The organism is Sporomusa aerivorans, assembly GCF_041428895.1.
Classification (GTDB): Bacteria; Bacillota; Negativicutes; order Sporomusales; family Sporomusaceae; genus Sporomusa; species Sporomusa aerivorans.
The window spans coordinates 3,604,493-3,623,648 of sequence record NZ_CP156926.1 but is presented as its reverse complement, the minus strand read 5'-3'; the positions used below and the strand labels follow the sequence as shown (position 1 = coordinate 3,623,648).

Here is a 19,156-nt window from a genome sequence, read left to right as displayed (position 1 = left end):
AAGATATTTGTGATTAATGTTCGCTTGAATTTTTATTTCTTTCAATTCTACAAATAGAAAAGTCGGCAACTTTTTAAATATGCTATGGAAGGAGGTGTGATGCACACATGCAGATGTATGTTGGGATTACAGATTTCGATTGGTTTCAGACATTAAAACAAGCCAACTGCGATGAGGTTAATTTTTGGAAACCAGGAGGACGCACGAACTTCAAAGTATTGCAGGAAGGCGACTTGTTTCTATTCAAATTGCACAGCCCGAAGGATTTCATTGTTGGCGGCGGCTTCTTTTTAAAATTTTCCATATTACCGTCGTCGCTGGCGTGGGAAGCGTTTGGCATCGCCAACGGAGCCAACAATTTATTGGAACTCAGGAGCCGAATATATAAATACAAAAAGACGAACCGTTTATCCGACCCTGACCCGCAAATAGGTTGCATTATCCTTTTCATGCCTTTTTATTTGGACGAAAGAGACTGGATTCCCGTTCCGAATGACTGGAACCGTAATATTGTACAAGGGAAAACCTATAACGCATTTGAAGCCATTGGACAAGCACTGTTTGAGCAGGTGCAAGATAAGCTCAGAAAACAAGAATTGGTGCAATCAGTTGTCAAAGAAGAAGCATCAGAATATCGCTACGGAAAAGAACAACTTATAAAACCAAGAATCGGCCAAGGCGCTTTCAAGGTATTGATTACAGATGCATATCAGAGAAGATGTGCAATTACTGGCGAAAAAACACTGCCCGTTCTTGAGGCAGCTCATATAAAACCCTACAGCCTTGATGGACCGCATGCGATAAATAATGGTTTGCTTCTCAGGCGGGATTTCCATACCTTGTTTGATCGAGGCTATATCACTGTTGATAAATCATTGAAAGTAGAAGTGAGCCACCGCATTAAAGAAGATTTTGGCAACGGCAAAGAGTATTATGCCCATCATGGCAGCCGGTTGATTATTTTACCTGAACGGAGAGAGCAGTTGCCAGATCCAAGTTATTTAGAATGGCATAACGAGAATGTTTATCTGGGATGAATAGGGTGGCAAAATATGAAAGAAAATCAAGACTCTATATATTATGTTAGGCAAGAAAAGTGATGACAAACGACCGAAGAAAGCTATCTGCCCTCAAACAAGCTGACTTTTGATGTTTTCATTCTTGCTTGCAAGGGATGGTAACGCTGATTTCGTATGCTGACACATCTTCCGAGAACATAAATGATGTTATAGGACAGAGAAAGAACTGGATAGATTGAATAACGAATAGATACTACTCATTCTAGAAAGTTGATTGAGCTGCATTTTAAAAAAGGGTAAGTTAAAATTCTGTGTTGAAGGGATATTTGAATGATGGATGATACTAAGTTTTTACAGCACATGTTTGATGGGTATGTTCATTGTTATAGAAGGTTAAATTGGAATACGCAAGGCACTGATAGCGACATGACGGCGTTAGAGTTAGGTCATTTTGCTGATTTAGGTCAAAAACTTGGTTTTTTAACGACTCGAGAAAAAACAATGAGGGGTAAGAATAGTAAAGCAGAAAGACCGGATCTTTTTTGGCAGAGTGATAAATTAAATCCTATATTATATATGGAACGTGAAAATAGTGACAAAACTACGATAATTAGAGGAACAATTGATAAGCTGTTTAAGTATGATGAAGAATGTTACCTATCTGCAGTATTTGGTGGGATAGAATCTAATGATTATCAGATGGTAACCAATTATATCTCGAAAAAGATTAAGGCAAATCAATTGTTTTTATTGATAGCATGGATAAAAGAAGGGAATTCAGATAAAGTTGATCCGTTGGAAGTACATGCCAGAGTATATAGTGGTGATCAACAGTGGGAAAAGAAAGCTAATGTGAAAAAGGATGAAGATGGATATTATTGGTATCTATATTTTGAACCTACAACTACTTGAGTACTTTTGCAACCCCAAATAGCTGGAGATGTTCCCAGAAATCTATCAACCGATATTAATGGAAACGGAATTGTTGAGTAAGATATCAGAGGCATCAGAATATAGATTGTAAATAGAAGTACTTGTTCAATAGGCACTTAGAATAATTGAAGTACTTAATGAAATACAGGAAATACTGCAATAAAGAATCATGTATAGCATTTACATATGCGCTATTATGGGACATGGCTTCCATTTCAAAACTTAAAAGGGATGTACGGGAAAGGAGTGGTAGTAGTTTCTCTTTTCATAGCATTAAAAGTCAAACAGAAACAGAACTATATAGGCATCGGTTTAGATAGTATTTACACGAGTTGAAAAAGAACTAAAGTGAGCTGTTGTTTAGTCATACAAGACGAAATTTAGCAGTAGGTATAATTGATCTTCTTTCAAAAAATTCCAGCGAAGTATGGATCAAGAGAGAGAGTCAGTTTAGTTCTTTTGGAATTCTATCAAGGAACAAAGCCCCAATAACTGTCTTTGAGTATATTTGAATTTTCTATAGTAGTCTGTGCGCTCATTCGAGTAACAATCAGTTTTAGAAAATCAGATATATTTGTATTATTACTAACTCTAAATATATTTTAGGAGGAATAGCGTGGAACCAATATCAACAGCTGCTGTTATTGTTGAAAAAGCTGCGGAAGTTACATTGGCAAATGAAGTAAGTAAAGAAGCGATGTTAGAAGCACAAAGGCTTGTTAACGAAAGTAGCGGAATAAATGAAATTCAATGCAGCGAACAACAAATGGAGAATTTTTATAATCTTATTGAAAATGAAGCTAGATTTCAAAAATTAAATGATTTAAAAGAGCTAGGGAGAATGAATCCGGAGGCAGCAAGAGCGGAGTTTAATAGGACAATTGCTAATAATAAAGGAGATATTGGTGAGGCTCTTTCAGAATCAATTCTATCGGACTCTGGGCCAATTAACCGTCAGATTAGGGTAGAAGGCGTTGACAAAGCAAATATAGTTGATATTCAATTAGATCAAGCAAATAGTCCGGTAGTATTAAAAGAAGTGAATATTTATGATGGCAAGGTTATTTTGGAGAATAACTATGATATTGTCGAAGGAGAGACTGCTTCATTTGAAATAAAGAATGGAAGCTTTACTTATCTACAAAATGAAATTAATGGAAACCTAAAATCCCAAATAACAGCAGGTAAAAAACTCTCGGATCATTCCTTCGTAGGTATTAATGAAGACGCTTTTATGGAAATGAAAAATGACGTGGCCACAACAGAGAATGTATTGAAAAAAATTCATGAAGCTGATGGCAAATTAGTAGTAATGCTCCCAGAAAGTAGTATTCAATTGGCAATGATATTATGTTAGGAGTGCTAAAATGAAAGTATTGATTACAATTACAAACGACACAAAGTTAAAAATCAAATTTGAAGAGTATAATCGAAATATAGCATTGATGTTTGATAGAAATTTATCTTTTTCTGAAAAGGTAAAAGTAGTAGCAACAGCAGAAAGAATAAAAGTTGAAATAGAAAAACTGTTGCAAGTATTAGCACCTAATATGAAAATTGATTTATATGATGAGGAAATATTTAAAGGTATTGAAGACGTTGTAATACGAAATTTATTAATGAATGGAATATATCCCAAAAATGAATTTGAAAAATTAATTAAATCTAGTAAAACAGCAATGAGTGATGATTTATATGATGTTTTTGAAAAATATCTTACAAAAATAGAAAAAGAACAATATTTGTTTATCTGGAATCTCGGGGAGGCAGATGCGGATGCCATTTTATCGCATTAAAGAAATAACGATTCCCGCTGAGAAAGATACATACTATGTTTACCAAGGAAATGAAGAAATAGAAGTCCGATTAAATAGAGGTTTTACAATAGCTAAAGATATATTAGAACATTTGGCAAATTCAAGCAACGCAAATATTTATTTGTGGATATCTTACCGAAATGAATGTTTATCGTATCTTGTCGAATGTACTGAAGATGAATTTAAAAGCCTTTCAACAATAGGGGGCTGTTTATGGGAAGAAGCTCCGAGCCCGGCTTTACCACAGACTGATACTGTGCTTATTGGGGCAGCATTGCCTTTAGTTCTGAAAGATAGGGAAGAAAATCTTTTGGATGAATTAGTGTCTGCCTTGGATAAAAATGATGATTTTCTAATCAAAATTTCTCTCCTGCGTAATATCGATCTTTATAATAACATTATAGACCTTGAAAATCAGATAAATAATTTATCGCAAGAATATAAAAAGAATGTAGCAAAACAACTGAATATAGGAAAGAGTGTGTGGCAAGGTTTGGTAGGTGGGGATAATGACTCCACTCAGAAAGTTGATATTAAATTACAATTGGACTATGAGCAATTAGAAAATCATTATTACTGTTTAAAAACACAAGGTACTATATTTCAGCAAGTTTCATATAAAATATGTGCAAGTCGGAAAGTGACAAATATTATTCGTGCCAAATTATGCAGTTATTCACAACGCTCAGGCTCATCGAGCATATATAAGATAAATGATATAAAGGAGCTACAAGAGATAGCGAAAAAATCACTTGTACCTAATTATCTAATGTATGTGACTTCAAATTTAGTAGCATCTGTTATCGCTGTTCCAATTTCCGGTATACCGGGGGTTAAGGTTAATAAACATTGTGAATTTGGTGCAGATATTGATTATAATTATTCTTCTAAAAAAGATAATGAATATGATAAATTAGTATTAGGTAAACTTTACAAAAAAAGGCAGACTGGTATTCCGGTTTCAATAGGCTGGAATGATTTAACTCAACATGCATTTGTAACAGGAGTAACCGGAAGCGGAAAAACTAGTACTATTAAACATATGTTGTTAGAAGCTGCTAAAAAAGACATACCTTTTTTGGTAGTTGAACCCGCCAAAAGGGAGTACCAGTATCTTAAAACTAAATGCCCGAATTTAAAAAGCTATACGTTAGGTATAGCAGATGAAAATGATGCAAAATCCTTCAAATTAAATCCATTTGAATTTCCAAAGAAAATGCACATACAAACTCATCTTGATCATCTAAAATCGATTTTTATAGCAGCGTTCCCTATGTATGGACCTATGCCATATATACTAGAAACGGCTTTTTACGATATTTATAATCGTACTGGGTGGGACTTTATATCCAGCACCAATAGGTATCAAGGTATGTTGGAGCGAGCGGAATTATTTCCGACGTTAGAGGATTTGTATTTAGCAATTGATAAAGCAATTAGTAAAGTAGGCTACTCCCATGATTTATCTAATGACGTAAAAGGTGCGTTAAAAGTTAGAATTGGTAGCTTGTTACATGGAGCAAAAGGGCTAATGCTTAATAATCGCAAGTCTAATTCAATTAGTGAATTGCTGACTCAACAAGCAGTTATTGAATTGGAGTTTATTGGAGATGATCAGGAGAAAGTATTTTTGATGGGTTTGCTGTTGGTCAGTATTTATGAACACTATATTTCTCTACAAACACATTCCGAAAAACTAAAGAATTTGTTGGTTATTGAAGAAGCTCATCGCCTCCTGGAGAATACAAAATCATCCAACAACCAAGAAGTTTCAGATATGAAAGGGAAAGCTGTTGAGACTTTTAATAATATCTTGGCAGAAATCCGAACTTACGGACAGGGTTTGATAATAACGGATCAGATACCGACCAAATTATCTCCTGATGTTATTAAAAATACCAATTTAAAAATAGTTCACCGATTATTTGCTAAAGACGATAGGGAGATAGTAGGACATACAATTGGTCTTGAAGATGAGCAAATTAAAGAGTTCGTTCGTTTAAAAGCTAGAGAAGCCGTTATTTTCCATGGGCGGATTGACGAGGCTATGCAGGTGAAAGTTGATAATATTGACCCATCCGTGTTGGCACAAAATCAACCAAAGCCTTCTGAAAAAAAAAATGCCGATGTACAAGAAGTAGAGTATATTTTGGGGCAAGATTTATTTAAAGAAAAGATTTCAAGAAAAATAAATACGTTTATATTATTTCCGATGTGTGAGGATGAGATCTCAAACTTTCTAAAGTGTGAAATAGAGGCTTTGGGTAATTTTGATAACTCTTCAGAAGTAAAAGCAAGCATAGAACAATCTATTAGGCAGTTGCTTATCTATTCCCTGAAATTCTACATTAGACAAAATAGACTCTATGAAAAAATCAATTATAATGAAGAAATATTACTATATAAAGAAATAAATGGTGCATCCGACACATTTAATGTGTTCGTCAAGTTTATGGGACAATTTGCGTCAGAATTTACTCCCCATAAAATGAATAAATATGCTAAGTCGTATAAGTCATTGGGAATACTAATAAATATTCTAAATTTGTCACTAAAAGAAGTTAATAATATCTTTGTTGAATTTGGTGATAATTTTAAAATTGATAACCAAGCAGTTAATAATGCCATACTTGATGCCGTAGCAAAAAAAAATCTTTTTGAATACCAATGGCTAACGACCGAGCAGAAAAAAGATTTATGTTCTGGAATTGTATTGTATAGTTTTCCTAATAATTTTCTAATACTTGAGCATTATTTTGGTGTCAAAAATGGTTATTACAACACTGAAACCGTTATGGAGATTAAGAAACAACAAGAGACGAGACTAAAGGAACTATCTAGTACTACAGAAACTGATAAAATTAATCAATCGCTAGCATCCATATGTGAATGCTTAAAAAACGTTGAGCAGCTTGCAACATGTTCTGATAGCAATAATCAGAGACGGGATACATCAAAAATACTTGTCGTGGCTTCAATAGTCATTAGTATAATAGCCATTATTATGGTTTTGATAAAATAATGTAACATTCGTATTATGATGTTTAATATAAGCGCTATTATTGGACGTTAATAGGAATTTTGGAAGGTGCAGAAGTGAATACACCATTTACTCTGAGAAGGCTGATTGTCAATCATAAAGAAAAAGAGTTATTCAATGTGGATTTTACCAAAAATAAATACTCAGTGCGGGATACTATATTATCAACGGTAATTATTGGAGCAAATGGGGCGGGGAAAAGTTATCTATTAACGGTAATAAGTGAATTATTCCGAGTAATTAATAATAAGCAATTCTCTAAAGAAATCAATATGAGGTATGAAGAAAACTATTTAGAATATAGCATTGGTGCAGATTATTATGAGATAGAGGTGCGGGGAAAAGTATTTAACTTTACAAGAAATAAGCTGCCTGTCCAAGTACATGAAATCGAACTACCCCGTAAGATATTAGCAGTTTCATACATGGTAAACGATAAGTTTGTATTCAAAACGCCCGATATTGACTCCGAAGAGAGATATGAGTATTTAGGAATTAGACAAACTTCGAATGCTGCATGGACAAATTCTTTAAGTAGAAGAATTTGTGATGCGTTTATAGAGCATTCCGCCAACATATTGGTCAATATATAAAGAGATAGCAGATATATCTTGTGTAATGCTTTTGCTGAAGGTGATGATAGATTACATAAGAGATGAATATTCCCAAATGAGTGGTATATCATAATAAGATAGGTATCATTAATGTATGCTGATTCGATTTTGCAATCATAGGGTGTCGAACCTTTGTGTAAACTATAATTTCGCGTATCAGTATTATTTTTCTATCAAGACACAGTACGTATAGGAGAACATAAAATGAGTGTGTTTTCTTTTAAATTGTTATGTAAATACGATGCACATGGAGTGTGTGACAAAAGAATTACAATTAAATATTTATAACAGGATATAATATTTGTAGTAAAAGCTATTTTCGGAAGCGTGGTTATAAAATATAAGACTAACTCAAAATTGTTTAGGACACATTTTGGACACAATCTGTTACAAAGGACTACAAAAAATAACCAAGACTTAAAAAGTACATAGTTTATTAACCTTATATTTATTGGATTCCACCAACTATTAATAACAAAGGCAAAAGGTCTAGTACTCCTTCAAGTCGTGTCATTACAAAAGTGTTAATGATACATAATGAATTACAAAAATTCCTGAAGGTGATGTGACTGATGGATTTTTAGTAGCGAATAAGAAAAGCTCGTCAGTTGTGTCATTTTAAGGGTAATGGTATAATCAAAAAATAGTAAGTACTTACGGGGAGGCTTTGAATATGGCACTATTAAATGCAATTCCGATTAATGTTATTGAAATTTCTCGTGATTATCAAACAAGCGAGAGAGCTGGAGCAGGTGAAATGTTTCAGGTTAGTAGGATTGCAATTATTACCGATTTTGGAACCTTATATCCTCAATTCGATGCAGGCCATCACTATTATGAAATGGAAGATGTTGTAAGGGACTTGGGGTTTGATCCAATGCAAGTCAACTATGATGAGGTTTGATTATGCTTCGAGGGATTAATAACAAACTATTTTGAGTTTGATTACAATAATTTAACCGTCACTCAAGGCAGCTAGCAAGCGGAATCGCTATAAAGCTGCCTTTTATTTATGCTGATTTGCATCCTGGGTTTTGTGAAAGCCATGGAAGATCACAAAGATGAACTTATCCTTATTTTGGCCGGCTATCAAAAAGAAATGGAGAAATTCTTGCAGACCAATCCAGGTCTTCGATCGCGTTTTCCAATCCATATTGATTTTCCCGATTATAATAAACAGGAACTGTTGCAGATTGCTGAACAATTATGTTTAAAACGCCAATATCAGCTTGACGCTCAAACTAAAATCGCCTTATTAAACTCTCTTAATCCCCCGGAAAACAATAGTGACGATAATTTTGGCAACGCCCGTACTGTACGTAATATAATTGAGAAAGCGATCAGACGACAGGCTGTGCGGTTAATTTCTAAGCATTCTACCACCAGGGAAGAACTGATGGTCATCGAACCATGTGACTTAGTGGGGGTGGACCAATGCGCGAATGTGTAATTATCGGCAGGCCGAATTCCGGTAAAACTATGTTTGCTCTTAATTTTTCAGGTTACCTTGGAGCGAAGAGTGTGGATGTAACCTTTCGAACCTATGATGGACTGGTTACTTGCCGGCATTTTTCTCTTGAAGAGGCAAAACGGGAATTATGCGGATTGGGCTTACATAAGACACGCTCCTTGCAGTCGATGATCTTACGTATGACGGTTGGTAAAACAGCGGTTAACTTTAAGCTGACAGACACTTGTGGTGTCAGTGAACAAATCCATCCGGAAGAAAATATTCGTAAAGGTATGGCTCAGACTATTAGCCTGTTACGTTCGGCTGATCTTATCCTGCATGTGGTAGATTTATCGCTTATCAGCAAAGACTTTGTCTATTCAAATTGCAGTATTGATCATGAATTCTATCATTACGGCATTTTTAAAAAATCATATTTAATGCTCGGTAATAAGTACGACCTGAATACCGCGAAAGAAAACTTTTCGCGATTGTCTACCGCTTTTCCCAAGGCGGCAATCATTCCTGTCTCAGCTTTACACAGCCAGGGATTTCGGGAGGTGAAAGCCTGTGTGGCCAGAAATGTTTGAGTTTTTGTCTACAGTTATAGCGGCTGCCTGCTGCTCGGCTGCTGTTAAATTGGCGGATGACTACCTGGATATGGATTATGACGCTATCGCCGGTAAACCGAACTGGGCAGAGATTCTAGACAGGGGAACTATGCTGTACGCAATGTTTTTACTAGCACTGGCTGCCGGTATAAATGCAACATTAAGTCTCTCTTTGTTTTTCGCCAGTTACATTGTCGGTATGTTCAGCTGCTTGCGGGATAAGTTTCCCAGCCGTTTAAATGGCTTCCAGGAATCAATGCTAGCTTTTACGGCTGGCATTATACTTTTTGGCTGGAATCAGATGATGTTCTCCGTCTGCTTTGTTGCGGCAGTACAATTGTTTGATGACTATCTAGACGCCCAAAGCGACCAATTGGCAGGGCAGCGAAACCTGGCTAACCGTTTGGGGAAAGTAGAATGTATTGTTGTTTTTTTGCTATGTACAATTTTAGCCTGGGATTTTGATAATCAGCTTTTTTTTCCGGCGCTGGCTGGAACCACAATAGTGTATCTGCTGTCCAGCCGTCTTGAGAGGGTACAGGTATGGTGATCTATACTGCGGTCCTGGTAATCGGGACTTTTTTACTGGGATATCTTATAGGAAAAAAACATGGCTGGTCAGCCGGATACCAGGCAGCTGAAGTTGTTGTGCCGCTAATAATGCGCCAACAATCCCTGGAAACAGGAAAATGCAATATTTGCGACGCCATGTGGATAAATACGCCGAATTGTGAAAGTTTTAGCAGGGATTTGGATACTTTATAACAAACTATGTAACAGTACTATAATTATAGTCAAAAGTTAGGAGTGTTTGCTGTTTGCCTGAAGTGTACGGAGAAAAGGAAGGCTTAAAAAAGATACTACTAGATAGTCTGGAGCAACTATATCAGCATACCGTTCCGTTTGGTCAAACAATTACCAATGAGCTAGCTACGGATATGGCCATTATCGCCGAACAGTTAAACCGGGAAATTGCTGTCTACATCAACCGGCGGGGAAACGTCGTCCAGGTGGCTGTTGGTGATAACAAAACAGTACCGCTGCCGAGTACGGAAGGAAGAAGGGCGCTTAACCGGCTCAGCGGTACTCGCTGCATACATACTCATCCGGGCGGAGACAGTCGGTTAAGCAGTGTCGACTTGGCATCGCTTAAAGATATGCGTTTTGATATTATGGCTGCTATGGGTGTCCGTGACGGTATTCAAGAAATCAGTTTTGGTTTTATTTCCGGTCATACAGCCGATAACTACGAGGTTCAGACGGTTGGGCCGTTAGCGTTAGCTGAATTTACCCAGATAGACCTAAATTATCTAGTAACCCAGATTGAACGTTTGCTTGTAAGCAAAGAGACTAATTCAACCATAGTCGAAACAGAGAAAGCTCTGCTTGTAGGTGTCGAACGTCAGGGAGAATGGGATGTCAGTGATTCACTCAGCGAATTGGCGCAGTTGGCGGAAACTGCCGGCGCCGTGGTTGTAGGTTCTGTATGGCAGAAGCGCAGCCGTGCCGATGCTACTTACTTTATTGGGCGGGGTAAGGTTCAGGAGATTAGTCTAATTCGTCAGGAATTGGATGCTAATATTATCATTTTTGACGATGAACTTTCACCTGCCCAGCAACGCAATTTAGAACAGGTACTGGGAGTTAAAGTCATTGACCGTTCTGCCTTAATACTTGATATATTTGCGCAGCGGGCGCGTTCGCATGAAGGCAAACTTCAGGTTGAACTGGCTCAGTTAAAGTATAATTTGCCGCGGCTCGGCGGCCAAGGGCTGGTGTTATCGCGGCTCGGGGGCGGTATCGGTACCAGAGGGCCTGGCGAGACAAAGCTTGAAGTTGACAGGCGGCGAATCAGATCGAGAATTAATGATATTGAAAAAGAAATAGAAAATCTGAAAAAGCATCGTGCTTTGCACCGTGAACGCAGGCATGCTTCCAGAATACCTACAACGGCATTGGTAGGCTATACTAATGCCGGAAAATCAACCTTATTAAACAAACTTACCGAAGCCGGGGTATTGGCGGAAGACAAACTATTTGCGACCTTAGATCCCACTACAAGACGTACTAATTTGCCGGGAGGCAAGGAAATTTTGCTGACAGATACGGTTGGCTTTATTCAGAAGCTGCCTCATCAGTTAATTGCAGCATTTCGCGGTACGCTTGAAGAAGTAATTCATGCCGATTTGCTTTTGCATGTCATTGACGCCAGTCATCCTCAATATGAACAACATATTCAAGCCGTATATCAAGTGCTGCAAGAACTCGGCGCCGCTTCAAAGAATGTAATAACTGTGTATAACAAAGTCGATAAAGTGGACAATTCCTTTCTTGTAGAACGCATGCTTAGAGAAACCGGCTCAATTGCAATATCGGCCGAGGCTGGAACCAATCTTGAGAAATTGCTTAGCATGATAGAGGATAGCCTTGGCGTTTCAACAATAGATACTAGCTTGTTAATACCCTATAACGACAGTGGCTTTGTCAGCAAACTTTATGAATTTGCTACAGTTAATTCTGTTGAATATCAAACTGAGGGTATTTCGGTGCAGGTATCTTTGTCGCCTGAACAATATGAGCGTTGTAAAAAATACGTCCAGGAGTTGAAAGATAGATGAGCTTATTTTCTAATGAGATTATTGCGCTAAAACAAAAAGCACTTGAGCAGGCGCGCCCGCTGTTTGACAAGATTGATGAAATTTCTGCGCAAAATACGGCCAAGGTTCTTGCCGCTTTCCGAAAGCATCAGGTTTCGGAGTATCTTTTTCGGACGACAACCGGTTATGGTTATGGGGACAGCGGACGTGAGCGCCTGGAAAATGTATGGGCAGACTTATGCGGTGCCGAAAAAGCCTTGGTAAGAACTCAATTTGTATCAGGCACACATGCACTGGCCTGTGTTTTATTCGGTATTTTACGGCCCGGGGATGAGCTTTTGGCCGTTACCGGAACTCCCTATGATACTATGCAAACGGTTGTTGGACATGCTGTACATACACCCGGATCTTTGAAGGAATGCGGCGTCAGTTACCAGGAAATTCCCATGACGCAAGATGGCGTAGATATTGATGCAATTGCCGGCTATATAAAAAGCAATACAAAAATGGTACTCATTCAGCGCTCACGCGGATATAGTTTGCGAAAACCGTTATCTATCAGTGATATCAAGAAAGTTTGTGCAGAAATCAAAAAACATAAGCCTGATTGCATATGTTTTGTAGATAATTGCTATGGCGAGTTTGTCGATACTGCCGAGCCAACAGCGGTAGGCGCAGATATAATGGCCGGTTCGCTTATAAAAAATCCGGGCGGCGGTATTGCGCCGTCAGGAGGGTATATTGCCGGTAAAGAAGAATTAGTTAATATGGCTGCTTATCGCTTAACAGCTCCGGGATTAGGCGGAGAGCTGGGAGCGACTCTTGCGGATATACGCTTACTGTATCAGGGGCTATTTCTCGCGCCGCATGTAGTGGCTCAGGCAGTAAAAGGTGCGACATTCGCAGCAGTGCTATTTAATAATTTAGGCTATAAAACAGTACCGCAGCCGGACGAATTGCGCAGTGATATTATTCAAGCGATTGAGTTAGGCTCGCCGGAAAAAATGATTGCTTTTTGCCAGGGATTGCAACAGTATTCACCGGTAGATGCTCATGTTCATCCCGTACCCGGTCCTATGCCAGGTTATGTCGACCAGGTCATAATGGCTGGCGGTACTTTTATTCAGGGATCATCAATTGAACTTAGTGCGGATGGACCGCTCCGCCCGCCATATATTGTCTACCTGCAAGGCGGATTAACTTTTGAACATGCCATGCTGGGTATTTTAGGAGCCGCCAGTGCGATAACTGGCCAATAGCACCGACATTTCTTGCATATTTCTTAAATCTAGGCTGTATAATGACAGGAAAAACAGTATATACGTCGAATAAAGCAGAAGTGTGGTTGCTTAAAGCAAAAAAAATATGCCTTTTTGGTGGTTTAACGTGGAATATATAATTGCTAGTTTGGTTGCTATTCTGATAGCAACTTTGATTGTATATAAGTTGGCCAATAACATATTAGGGCTTGGTTTGCGCTTAAAACCATTACTGTTATGTGCAGTATGCGCTATGTTGATTAGTTTGGTTTTACCTAAAATAGTTGTTGGATTTGCCGGCTTGCCTGGCACCATAGCGGTATTGGCAGTTTTTGCTGTTATCTTTGCTTATTTCGTTGCAAAATATGAAGATGACTCTTCCCTGCAGGAATGTGCTGCTGAAGCAGAGGCAGCCTGTTGCCTTGCTGAAGAACAGAATGAATCCGGTATGCTCAACCAGATTCATTCTGAAGATGACAGGAATACCTTAGAAACTGCCAATTATGAAAATGCTCGGGAAGCAGATATAAAAACTCCGGAGACTACCACTGGTAAAGATGATGAGTCGATCGTCCATGGTCAATCGTTGCCAGTCGTGGACAGGGAGTTAGATATATTAGCGATAGCTCCGGAGTTAGGGCCTGTTATTGATGATAATAATGGGGTTAAGGATAACTCAGCAGTAAGGGACGCTCTTGTTGTTACCACAGTTACTGCTTTGCCAGGCCCTGGGGCGGTGGAGCCAGTTGCCGCAGAAGAATTAATAAATATAAATGAATTAGAGGAACAGGTGTCTAACAAATCGGTCTCTGTTGAGCAAGTTTTTCAGCCTGGGACAACATTACCGGAAGAGCAAGTAGTGGAACAAGAACTGCAAAAAGATGAGATCATGGATATCCGGACTTCAATCGGTCATGAAGCAGGGGAAGATCCTGTGAGCGCGTTTGAAGAAATAGTTGCCCCGGCAGATATGACATTATCAGAAGAAAGTCAGGCAGAGGCTGTGCCGCTTGCTGAGCTTGCAATTAAAGAGATCTCCTCTTCTGATGCTTACAATGGAGATAATTTAATAGAAGAGCAAAAAATACCAGAATATGAATTGCCAGCAGATAAAGCAGAGGATCTGGAGGAAATTGCAGCTGAACCGTTTGAACAGACTGCTGCCTCTGCAGAACTACTGTTATCAGGGGAATTGTTAAATGTCGATAAGCCGGCAATTAACAATGATTTGCAGGAGTTACCTGAAAAGACGCCTCAAATAATGGATAGCGGTAAGAAAGACAGGCAAGAGAGCGCGGAAGTTGAGCAGGCGTTTGTACAGGAGGCTGAAAATTCCACGATGATGTTGTATGAACAGTTGCCAGAATTTGAATCAGAAGATCTTGACGATCTATTGGAGCATGCCTTTGTATGCAAAGAGAGAAATGACTATTCCACTGCATTTCAGGCTTTTAGCCGAGCCCTGGTCCTGTATCCTAATAGCGAGGCTGCTCCGTTTCTTGTTGTTGAGATTGGTAATATTCTTAAAAGCAGGGGATCTTATGATGAAGCTATTGAGGTGCTCTCGAACGGCCGTAGCCTTTCCCAGAGTAGACAAGACGAAATAATGGAGCAAGAATTTATTAGTGCCATTGCCTATTTGCGGATTACTAAAAATGTTTTACTGCAAAATCGTTTAGGTAATATTCGATTCTCGGACATTCCGGCTCCTGTCGTCCAACAAATTGACGAGGAATTTAAGGAATGGCGCAACGTAGGTAATCTCTAACTTGATTAATAGAATATATATTGGAGGGGTCATAAAATGAAAAAAAGTGTAGAAATCATTGGACAACCTGTTGTTAGCATTACTGAAGGTAAAGAATTTGGCCAAGTTAAAGATCTTGTTATTAATCCTTCAAACGGCACAGTCGCTGCATTAGTTATTGATGATGGTAAATGGTATTTGGGAGCCAGGTTATTGCCTTTTGCTGCCATAGCCGGTTTGGGGGAAAACGCTGTTACTATAAGCAATAGTGCAGATATTACCGGTGTTGCTGCCCAGCCTGAGTACGAACAACTCCTTGAGGCTGATGTAAAAATCATTGGTACAAAAGTTCTTACTAAAGGCGGTAAGATTAAGGGGAAGATCAACGAAATCATTATTGACCCTGCCGGAAAAATTGAAGCTTGCGAGATGGAAAAGGCTGATGGCGAAATTGTAAGTCTTCCTGCGCAAGACGTAGTTACATTTGGCAAGGCGGTATTAATTGTTTCTGATACTAGTGAGCCAACAAGTTTTGTGCCAGCGTCTACCCCCCAAGAGTCGCCTGCAGAGCCCGTACAAGCCGAACCTCAAGTTGTTGAACCGATTGCGACAGAAGAGCCTGTTCCGCAGGTCGAAATACCTGAGCAGCAGCCTGTTGAAATAAAAGAGACGCAATCACAGCCTCCTGCTGATGACTCAGCTAAAAAATTCGATGACAAACATCGTAAGTTCCTGTTAGGGAAAAAAGCGGCACGCCGCATTGAAACAGATAATGGTGTGTTGATTGTAGAACAGGGCGGCGAAATTACAGAAGAAGTTTTGCAAAAAGCCAAGCTTGCCGGTAAATTTGTGGAACTGTCTATGAATATTCAATAAGCACCTGGTGATCAGCACTGTTGCAATTATAAGTCCCCGCGACAAAAACAGCGGGGGCTTAATTCACTAATAAATCGTTATCTGGTCACAACCACTTAACACAGAGAAAGGATTAAGTGTTGTTCTGTGCAGACTGTCACTTCTAGAAGCACAAATATTTTATTGTTTCTAATTATTATAATGCTGTTTTGTTCAGTCAGTATGATAGCGGCCAATGCTGCGTTCATGGTGACAGATGAGATTTATCAGGGCGTTACTGTCGGCGATATAGATGTCGGGGGACTCTCTATTACCCAGGCTCAGCAAAAAATCACCAGTATATTCAAGGAAAGAACGACAAAAGTAGCCATCATTACCGCTAATTATCAGGAACGAAACTGGTCAATTTCCGCGCAAGATATTGAACTGAGTATTCAGGCGGAGAAGTTAGCTCAGCAGGCGTATAATGTCGGACGCACAGGCAATGTTCTTGAACGGCTCCAGGAAAGATATTTGGCAGTTCACCAAGGCCACCAACTTCCATTGACTGTTTATTTTAGCCAGGAAAAAATGCAGAATATCTTGACTGGCATTGCTAAGCAGATTGAACGGCCGGCACAAAATGCCAGATTAATGCTGGCAGGAAGTTCTAAAGTAGTCATTGAACCAGAGGTTATAGGGTGTAAGGTTGATTTAAATAAAACTATGGCAGAGGCTACTACAAAACTTAATAATAAAATTGCATTTGCTTTTGATATATCGGTGGAAGAAACTGCACCTGCTGTATTGGCTAAAGATCTTGAGCATATTGACGGACTAATTGCTTCTTATACTACTTATTTTGACCCACGGGATTATAACCGTACGCAGAATGTGCTGATTGCCGCAAAAAGCATAAATGCTATTCTCATTAAAACCGGTGAAGTTTTTTCGTTTAATAATGTTGTAGGTTTACGTTTGGCTGAATATGGTTTTAAAGAAGCGCCGGTTTATATTAACGGCATGTTGGTCCCGGATTGGGGAGGCGGTGTTTGTCAGGTTAGCAGTACTCTGTATAACGCTGTTTTGCTAGCTGACCTGAATATTGAGGAACGTACCGCACATTTTCATCCACCAACTTATGTACCAATTGGTCAGGATGCCACTGTTGCTGATAATCAGCTAGATTTCAGATTTAAGAATAGTTTGCCGGATAACATTTATATTGTCAGTGAGATATTCAACAATAAGCTTGTTGTCAGTATTTTCGGCAAGACGTTAAACAATCCGCCTGTCATCTATGTAACATTGGCAGATAAAAAAGTTTTAGAACCGACTACCCAGATCAAACAAGATCCCAATTTGGAGCTTGGAAAACAAGTTGTGGAAGTCGAAGGACAAAAGGGTTTCATAGTAGCAACCTACCGCGTTAAGCAAATTGATGATAAGATTGTAAAAAATGAATTTTTAGCTTCCGATGAGTTTCCGCCGATTGATAGGGTCATACGGGTAGGAACTAAAGTCTTAACCCCGCAAATAAATAAATAGCACTAATTATATATAAGAAAGAAACAGCAGTTCGTCAAACGAACTGCTGTTTCTTTCTTAATATATGTTTAAGTTCAAAATTTACTATAAAAAACACTCTACTGAAGCTTACGAAAAACGCCAATAACTTTGCCTAGAATCACGACATTGCGTGAGTAAATTGGTTTGAGATTAGGATTTTCAGGCTGTAAACGAATGGAGTCCTTTTCTCGAAAAAACCGCTTAACAGTTGCTTCTTCTTCATCAATAAGCGCAACTATAATATCACCATTACGGGCAGTATTCTGACTACGAACTAAAACATAATCGCCATCTAAAATACCGGCATCAATCATACTATCCCCTTGAACAGTGAGCATAAAAACGTCGTCGTTGCCCACTAATTCGGTCGGCAGGGGATATGTTTCTTCAATATTTTCCACTGCTAAGATGGGGGTACCAGCTGTTACTTTGCCAACTAACGGAACTGGTGTGATCTGCTTTTGCCGCCAGGGAGCTTCATCTAAAACATCAATGGCGCGTGGCTTAGTCGGATCTCTGCGAATAAAACCCATCTCTTCTAACTTGGACAGATAACTATGTACCGTTGAACTAGAACTCAAGCCAACAGCTTCACCAATTTCCCGAACAGAAGGCGGATATCCTTTTAGTCGAAGAGTATCTTTGATGTATTGCAGTATCTGTTTTTGTCTGGTATTAAGTAATGTTTCCTTATCAACACTCATATAGAACACCCACCATGACTATTAAATTTTAAATATACTAATTCATTATAGCATTATATGGATAGAATTACAAACACTCGTTCGAATGATTTGATTTAAGAAATAGAATGGGGGTGGTATGAAGCATAATCAAACAGCAAATTAATGTCTTACAGGCACTTTCAGAATTTGTCCTGAATATACTTTCGCATTATTATCTAATTTATTGATTTGTCTAATCTCATATATTAATTCTCTGATATCGTCTTTGTCAGTTGTATATTTAGCGGCAATTTGCCAAACGGTATCCCCGGGTTTAACATATACTGTTTCATAAGTAGTATTATCAACAAAGGCACGAGAAATGGCCAAGGGTGTAATAGCCAATATTGTCAGAACGAGAGACACAACAAGTATTATTTTTCTCATATAAAAGCACCTCTTTGAACATATGTTTGGTTACTGCTATTGTAACATAGTACATATGTTCTCTGCAAGTATGTTCGGTGAAAAAACAGAACTAATGTTCTGGTGCTTTTTCGAAAAAGTCAAGATGTTATTCATTTGCTGTAAAGGCTAATGACTTAATGCAACTTTAATAACAAAATGTCGTAGATAGGGTTTTATTCCAGCACATCCAAAAGTTGCCGGAGACACAAAGGGTAAAGGCTTTGTTGTCAAAGGTATGGAAGGCGTTGGGTCATTTTGTATCGATAAATCTGGTAGATTAATGTAAATAGAATATGGCCGTAGCCTTTTTGCGTTTTTGGTTGACTAAGTAAGTGTTCCAGGAAAAAATTAATGGAGGGCTACCAATGAACAAATAGTATTACGAAAAGTGTTCGTCTGTAAACTGTGCGGCAATGAGGTTACTGTAACCAAGGCGGGTGGTAATCCAGAGATCCATAGCGGTCAGCCGATGAAGGAGATAACAGCAAAATAAAATATATATAAGGAGGTTAGAATGGAAACATTTGACGAAA

19 protein-coding genes are annotated in these 19,156 nt (G+C 38.6%); 17 read left to right on the top strand and 2 right to left on the bottom strand.

Annotation, left to right across the window (positions count from 1 at the left end):
- The first annotated feature begins 107 nt into the window (after positions 1 to 107).
- The 16 genes from SATMO3_RS17365 (at position 108) to SATMO3_RS17290 (ending at position 17,469) form a co-directional block, all read left to right on the top strand.
- The gene (locus tag SATMO3_RS17365) at positions 108 to 1,037 is read left to right on the top strand and encodes an HNH endonuclease (protein WP_371371003.1); all 930 of its coding nucleotides are present in this window, start codon (positions 108 to 110) and stop codon (positions 1,035 to 1,037) included.
- A 312-nt stretch (positions 1,038 to 1,349) separates the two neighbouring features.
- Positions 1,350 to 1,931, top strand: coding sequence for a hypothetical protein (locus SATMO3_RS17360; protein WP_371371002.1), 582 nt, complete (start codon positions 1,350 to 1,352; stop codon positions 1,929 to 1,931).
- A 637-nt stretch (positions 1,932 to 2,568) separates the two neighbouring features.
- Positions 2,569 to 3,309 (top strand): hypothetical protein, encoded by a 741-nt coding sequence (locus SATMO3_RS17355; protein WP_371371001.1) that lies wholly within the window; start codon positions 2,569 to 2,571, stop codon positions 3,307 to 3,309.
- Positions 3,310 to 3,319: 10 nt separating this feature from the next.
- Positions 3,320 to 3,748, top strand: coding sequence for a hypothetical protein (locus SATMO3_RS17350; RefSeq protein WP_371371000.1), 429 nt, complete (start codon positions 3,320 to 3,322; stop codon positions 3,746 to 3,748).
- A complete protein-coding gene (locus SATMO3_RS17345; protein WP_371370999.1) occupies positions 3,729 to 6,791 on the top strand; it encodes an ATP-binding protein in 3,063 nt (1,020 codons plus the stop codon). The genes SATMO3_RS17350 and SATMO3_RS17345 overlap by 20 nt, the downstream gene beginning before the upstream one ends.
- 74 nt (positions 6,792 to 6,865) lie before the next feature.
- Positions 6,866 to 7,402 carry a hypothetical protein gene (locus SATMO3_RS17340; protein WP_371370998.1) on the top strand — a complete coding sequence of 179 codons (537 nt, stop codon included), beginning with the start codon at positions 6,866 to 6,868 and terminating at the stop codon, positions 7,400 to 7,402.
- 694 nt (positions 7,403 to 8,096) lie between these two features.
- Positions 8,097 to 8,327, top strand: a complete 231-nt coding sequence (locus SATMO3_RS17335) for a hypothetical protein (protein ID WP_371370997.1) — start codon at positions 8,097 to 8,099, stop codon at positions 8,325 to 8,327.
- Between the two features lie 108 nt (positions 8,328 to 8,435).
- The gene (locus SATMO3_RS17330; RefSeq protein WP_371370996.1) at positions 8,436 to 8,873 is read left to right on the top strand and encodes an AAA family ATPase; all 438 of its coding nucleotides are present in this window, start codon (positions 8,436 to 8,438) and stop codon (positions 8,871 to 8,873) included.
- Positions 8,858 to 9,463, top strand: coding sequence for a GTPase (locus tag SATMO3_RS17325; protein WP_371370995.1), 606 nt, complete (start codon positions 8,858 to 8,860; stop codon positions 9,461 to 9,463). The genes SATMO3_RS17330 and SATMO3_RS17325 overlap by 16 nt, the downstream gene beginning before the upstream one ends.
- On the top strand, positions 9,444 to 10,034 hold the full coding sequence (locus SATMO3_RS17320) for a hypothetical protein (protein WP_371370994.1): 591 nt from the start codon (positions 9,444 to 9,446) through the stop codon (positions 10,032 to 10,034). Before SATMO3_RS17325 ends, SATMO3_RS17320 begins: the two co-directional genes overlap by 20 nt.
- A complete protein-coding gene (locus SATMO3_RS17315; protein WP_371370993.1) occupies positions 10,028 to 10,249 on the top strand; it encodes a hypothetical protein in 222 nt (73 codons plus the stop codon). The genes SATMO3_RS17320 and SATMO3_RS17315 overlap by 7 nt, the downstream gene beginning before the upstream one ends.
- 53 nt (positions 10,250 to 10,302) lie before the next feature.
- Positions 10,303 to 12,102: a GTPase HflX gene (gene hflX, locus SATMO3_RS17310; protein ID WP_371370992.1), complete on the top strand. Its 1,800-nt coding sequence runs from the start codon at positions 10,303 to 10,305 to the stop codon at positions 12,100 to 12,102.
- Positions 12,099 to 13,340, top strand: coding sequence for an aminotransferase class I/II-fold pyridoxal phosphate-dependent enzyme (locus SATMO3_RS17305; RefSeq protein ID WP_371370991.1), 1,242 nt, complete (start codon positions 12,099 to 12,101; stop codon positions 13,338 to 13,340). Before hflX ends, SATMO3_RS17305 begins: the two co-directional genes overlap by 4 nt.
- Positions 13,341 to 13,467: 127 nt before the next feature.
- The gene (locus SATMO3_RS17300) at positions 13,468 to 15,108 is read left to right on the top strand and encodes a hypothetical protein (protein WP_371370990.1); all 1,641 of its coding nucleotides are present in this window, start codon (positions 13,468 to 13,470) and stop codon (positions 15,106 to 15,108) included.
- 36 nt (positions 15,109 to 15,144) lie between these two features.
- Positions 15,145 to 15,963 (top strand): PRC-barrel domain-containing protein, encoded by an 819-nt coding sequence (locus SATMO3_RS17295; protein WP_371370989.1) that lies wholly within the window; start codon positions 15,145 to 15,147, stop codon positions 15,961 to 15,963.
- Positions 15,964 to 16,125: 162 nt separating this feature from the next.
- Positions 16,126 to 17,469 carry a VanW family protein gene (locus tag SATMO3_RS17290; RefSeq protein ID WP_371370988.1) on the top strand — a complete coding sequence of 448 codons (1,344 nt, stop codon included), beginning with the start codon at positions 16,126 to 16,128 and terminating at the stop codon, positions 17,467 to 17,469.
- A 98-nt stretch (positions 17,470 to 17,567) separates the two neighbouring features.
- Here the strand turns inward: SATMO3_RS17290 and lexA are convergent, their stop codons facing one another.
- Both lexA and SATMO3_RS17280 read right to left on the bottom strand, forming a co-directional pair.
- Positions 17,568 to 18,194: a transcriptional repressor LexA gene (gene lexA, locus SATMO3_RS17285; protein WP_371370987.1), complete on the bottom strand. Its 627-nt coding sequence runs from the start codon at positions 18,192 to 18,194 to the stop codon at positions 17,568 to 17,570.
- Positions 18,195 to 18,335: 141 nt separating this feature from the next.
- On the bottom strand, positions 18,336 to 18,602 hold the full coding sequence (locus tag SATMO3_RS17280; protein WP_371370986.1) for a LysM peptidoglycan-binding domain-containing protein: 267 nt from the start codon (positions 18,600 to 18,602) through the stop codon (positions 18,336 to 18,338).
- Between the two features lie 409 nt (positions 18,603 to 19,011).
- On the opposite strand from SATMO3_RS17280, the gene SATMO3_RS17275 reads away from it, so the two are divergent.
- Positions 19,012 to 19,116, top strand: a complete 105-nt coding sequence (locus tag SATMO3_RS17275; RefSeq protein ID WP_371370985.1) for a hypothetical protein — start codon at positions 19,012 to 19,014, stop codon at positions 19,114 to 19,116.
- The last annotated feature ends 40 nt before the right edge of the window (positions 19,117 to 19,156 follow it).

Coding starts and splice junctions, on each gene's coding strand:
- SATMO3_RS17350 (WP_371371000.1), top strand. CDS start 3,320: ATGAAAGTATTGATTACAATTACAAACGACACAAAGTTAAAAATCAAA.
- SATMO3_RS17335 (WP_371370997.1), top strand. CDS start 8,097: ATGGCACTATTAAATGCAATTCCGATTAATGTTATTGAAATTTCTCGT.
- SATMO3_RS17295 (WP_371370989.1), top strand. CDS start 15,145: ATGAAAAAAAGTGTAGAAATCATTGGACAACCTGTTGTTAGCATTACT.
- SATMO3_RS17315 (WP_371370993.1), top strand. CDS start 10,028: ATGGTGATCTATACTGCGGTCCTGGTAATCGGGACTTTTTTACTGGGA.
- SATMO3_RS17280 (WP_371370986.1), bottom strand. CDS start 18,602: ATGAGAAAAATAATACTTGTTGTGTCTCTCGTTCTGACAATATTGGCT.
- SATMO3_RS17325 (WP_371370995.1), top strand. CDS start 8,858: ATGCGCGAATGTGTAATTATCGGCAGGCCGAATTCCGGTAAAACTATG.
- SATMO3_RS17330 (WP_371370996.1), top strand. CDS start 8,436: ATGCTGATTTGCATCCTGGGTTTTGTGAAAGCCATGGAAGATCACAAA.
- SATMO3_RS17345 (WP_371370999.1), top strand. CDS start 3,729: ATGCCATTTTATCGCATTAAAGAAATAACGATTCCCGCTGAGAAAGAT.
- lexA (WP_371370987.1), bottom strand. CDS start 18,194: ATGAGTGTTGATAAGGAAACATTACTTAATACCAGACAAAAACAGATA.
- SATMO3_RS17305 (WP_371370991.1), top strand. CDS start 12,099: ATGAGCTTATTTTCTAATGAGATTATTGCGCTAAAACAAAAAGCACTT.
- SATMO3_RS17360 (WP_371371002.1), top strand. CDS start 1,350: ATGATGGATGATACTAAGTTTTTACAGCACATGTTTGATGGGTATGTT.
- SATMO3_RS17365 (WP_371371003.1), top strand. CDS start 108: ATGCAGATGTATGTTGGGATTACAGATTTCGATTGGTTTCAGACATTA.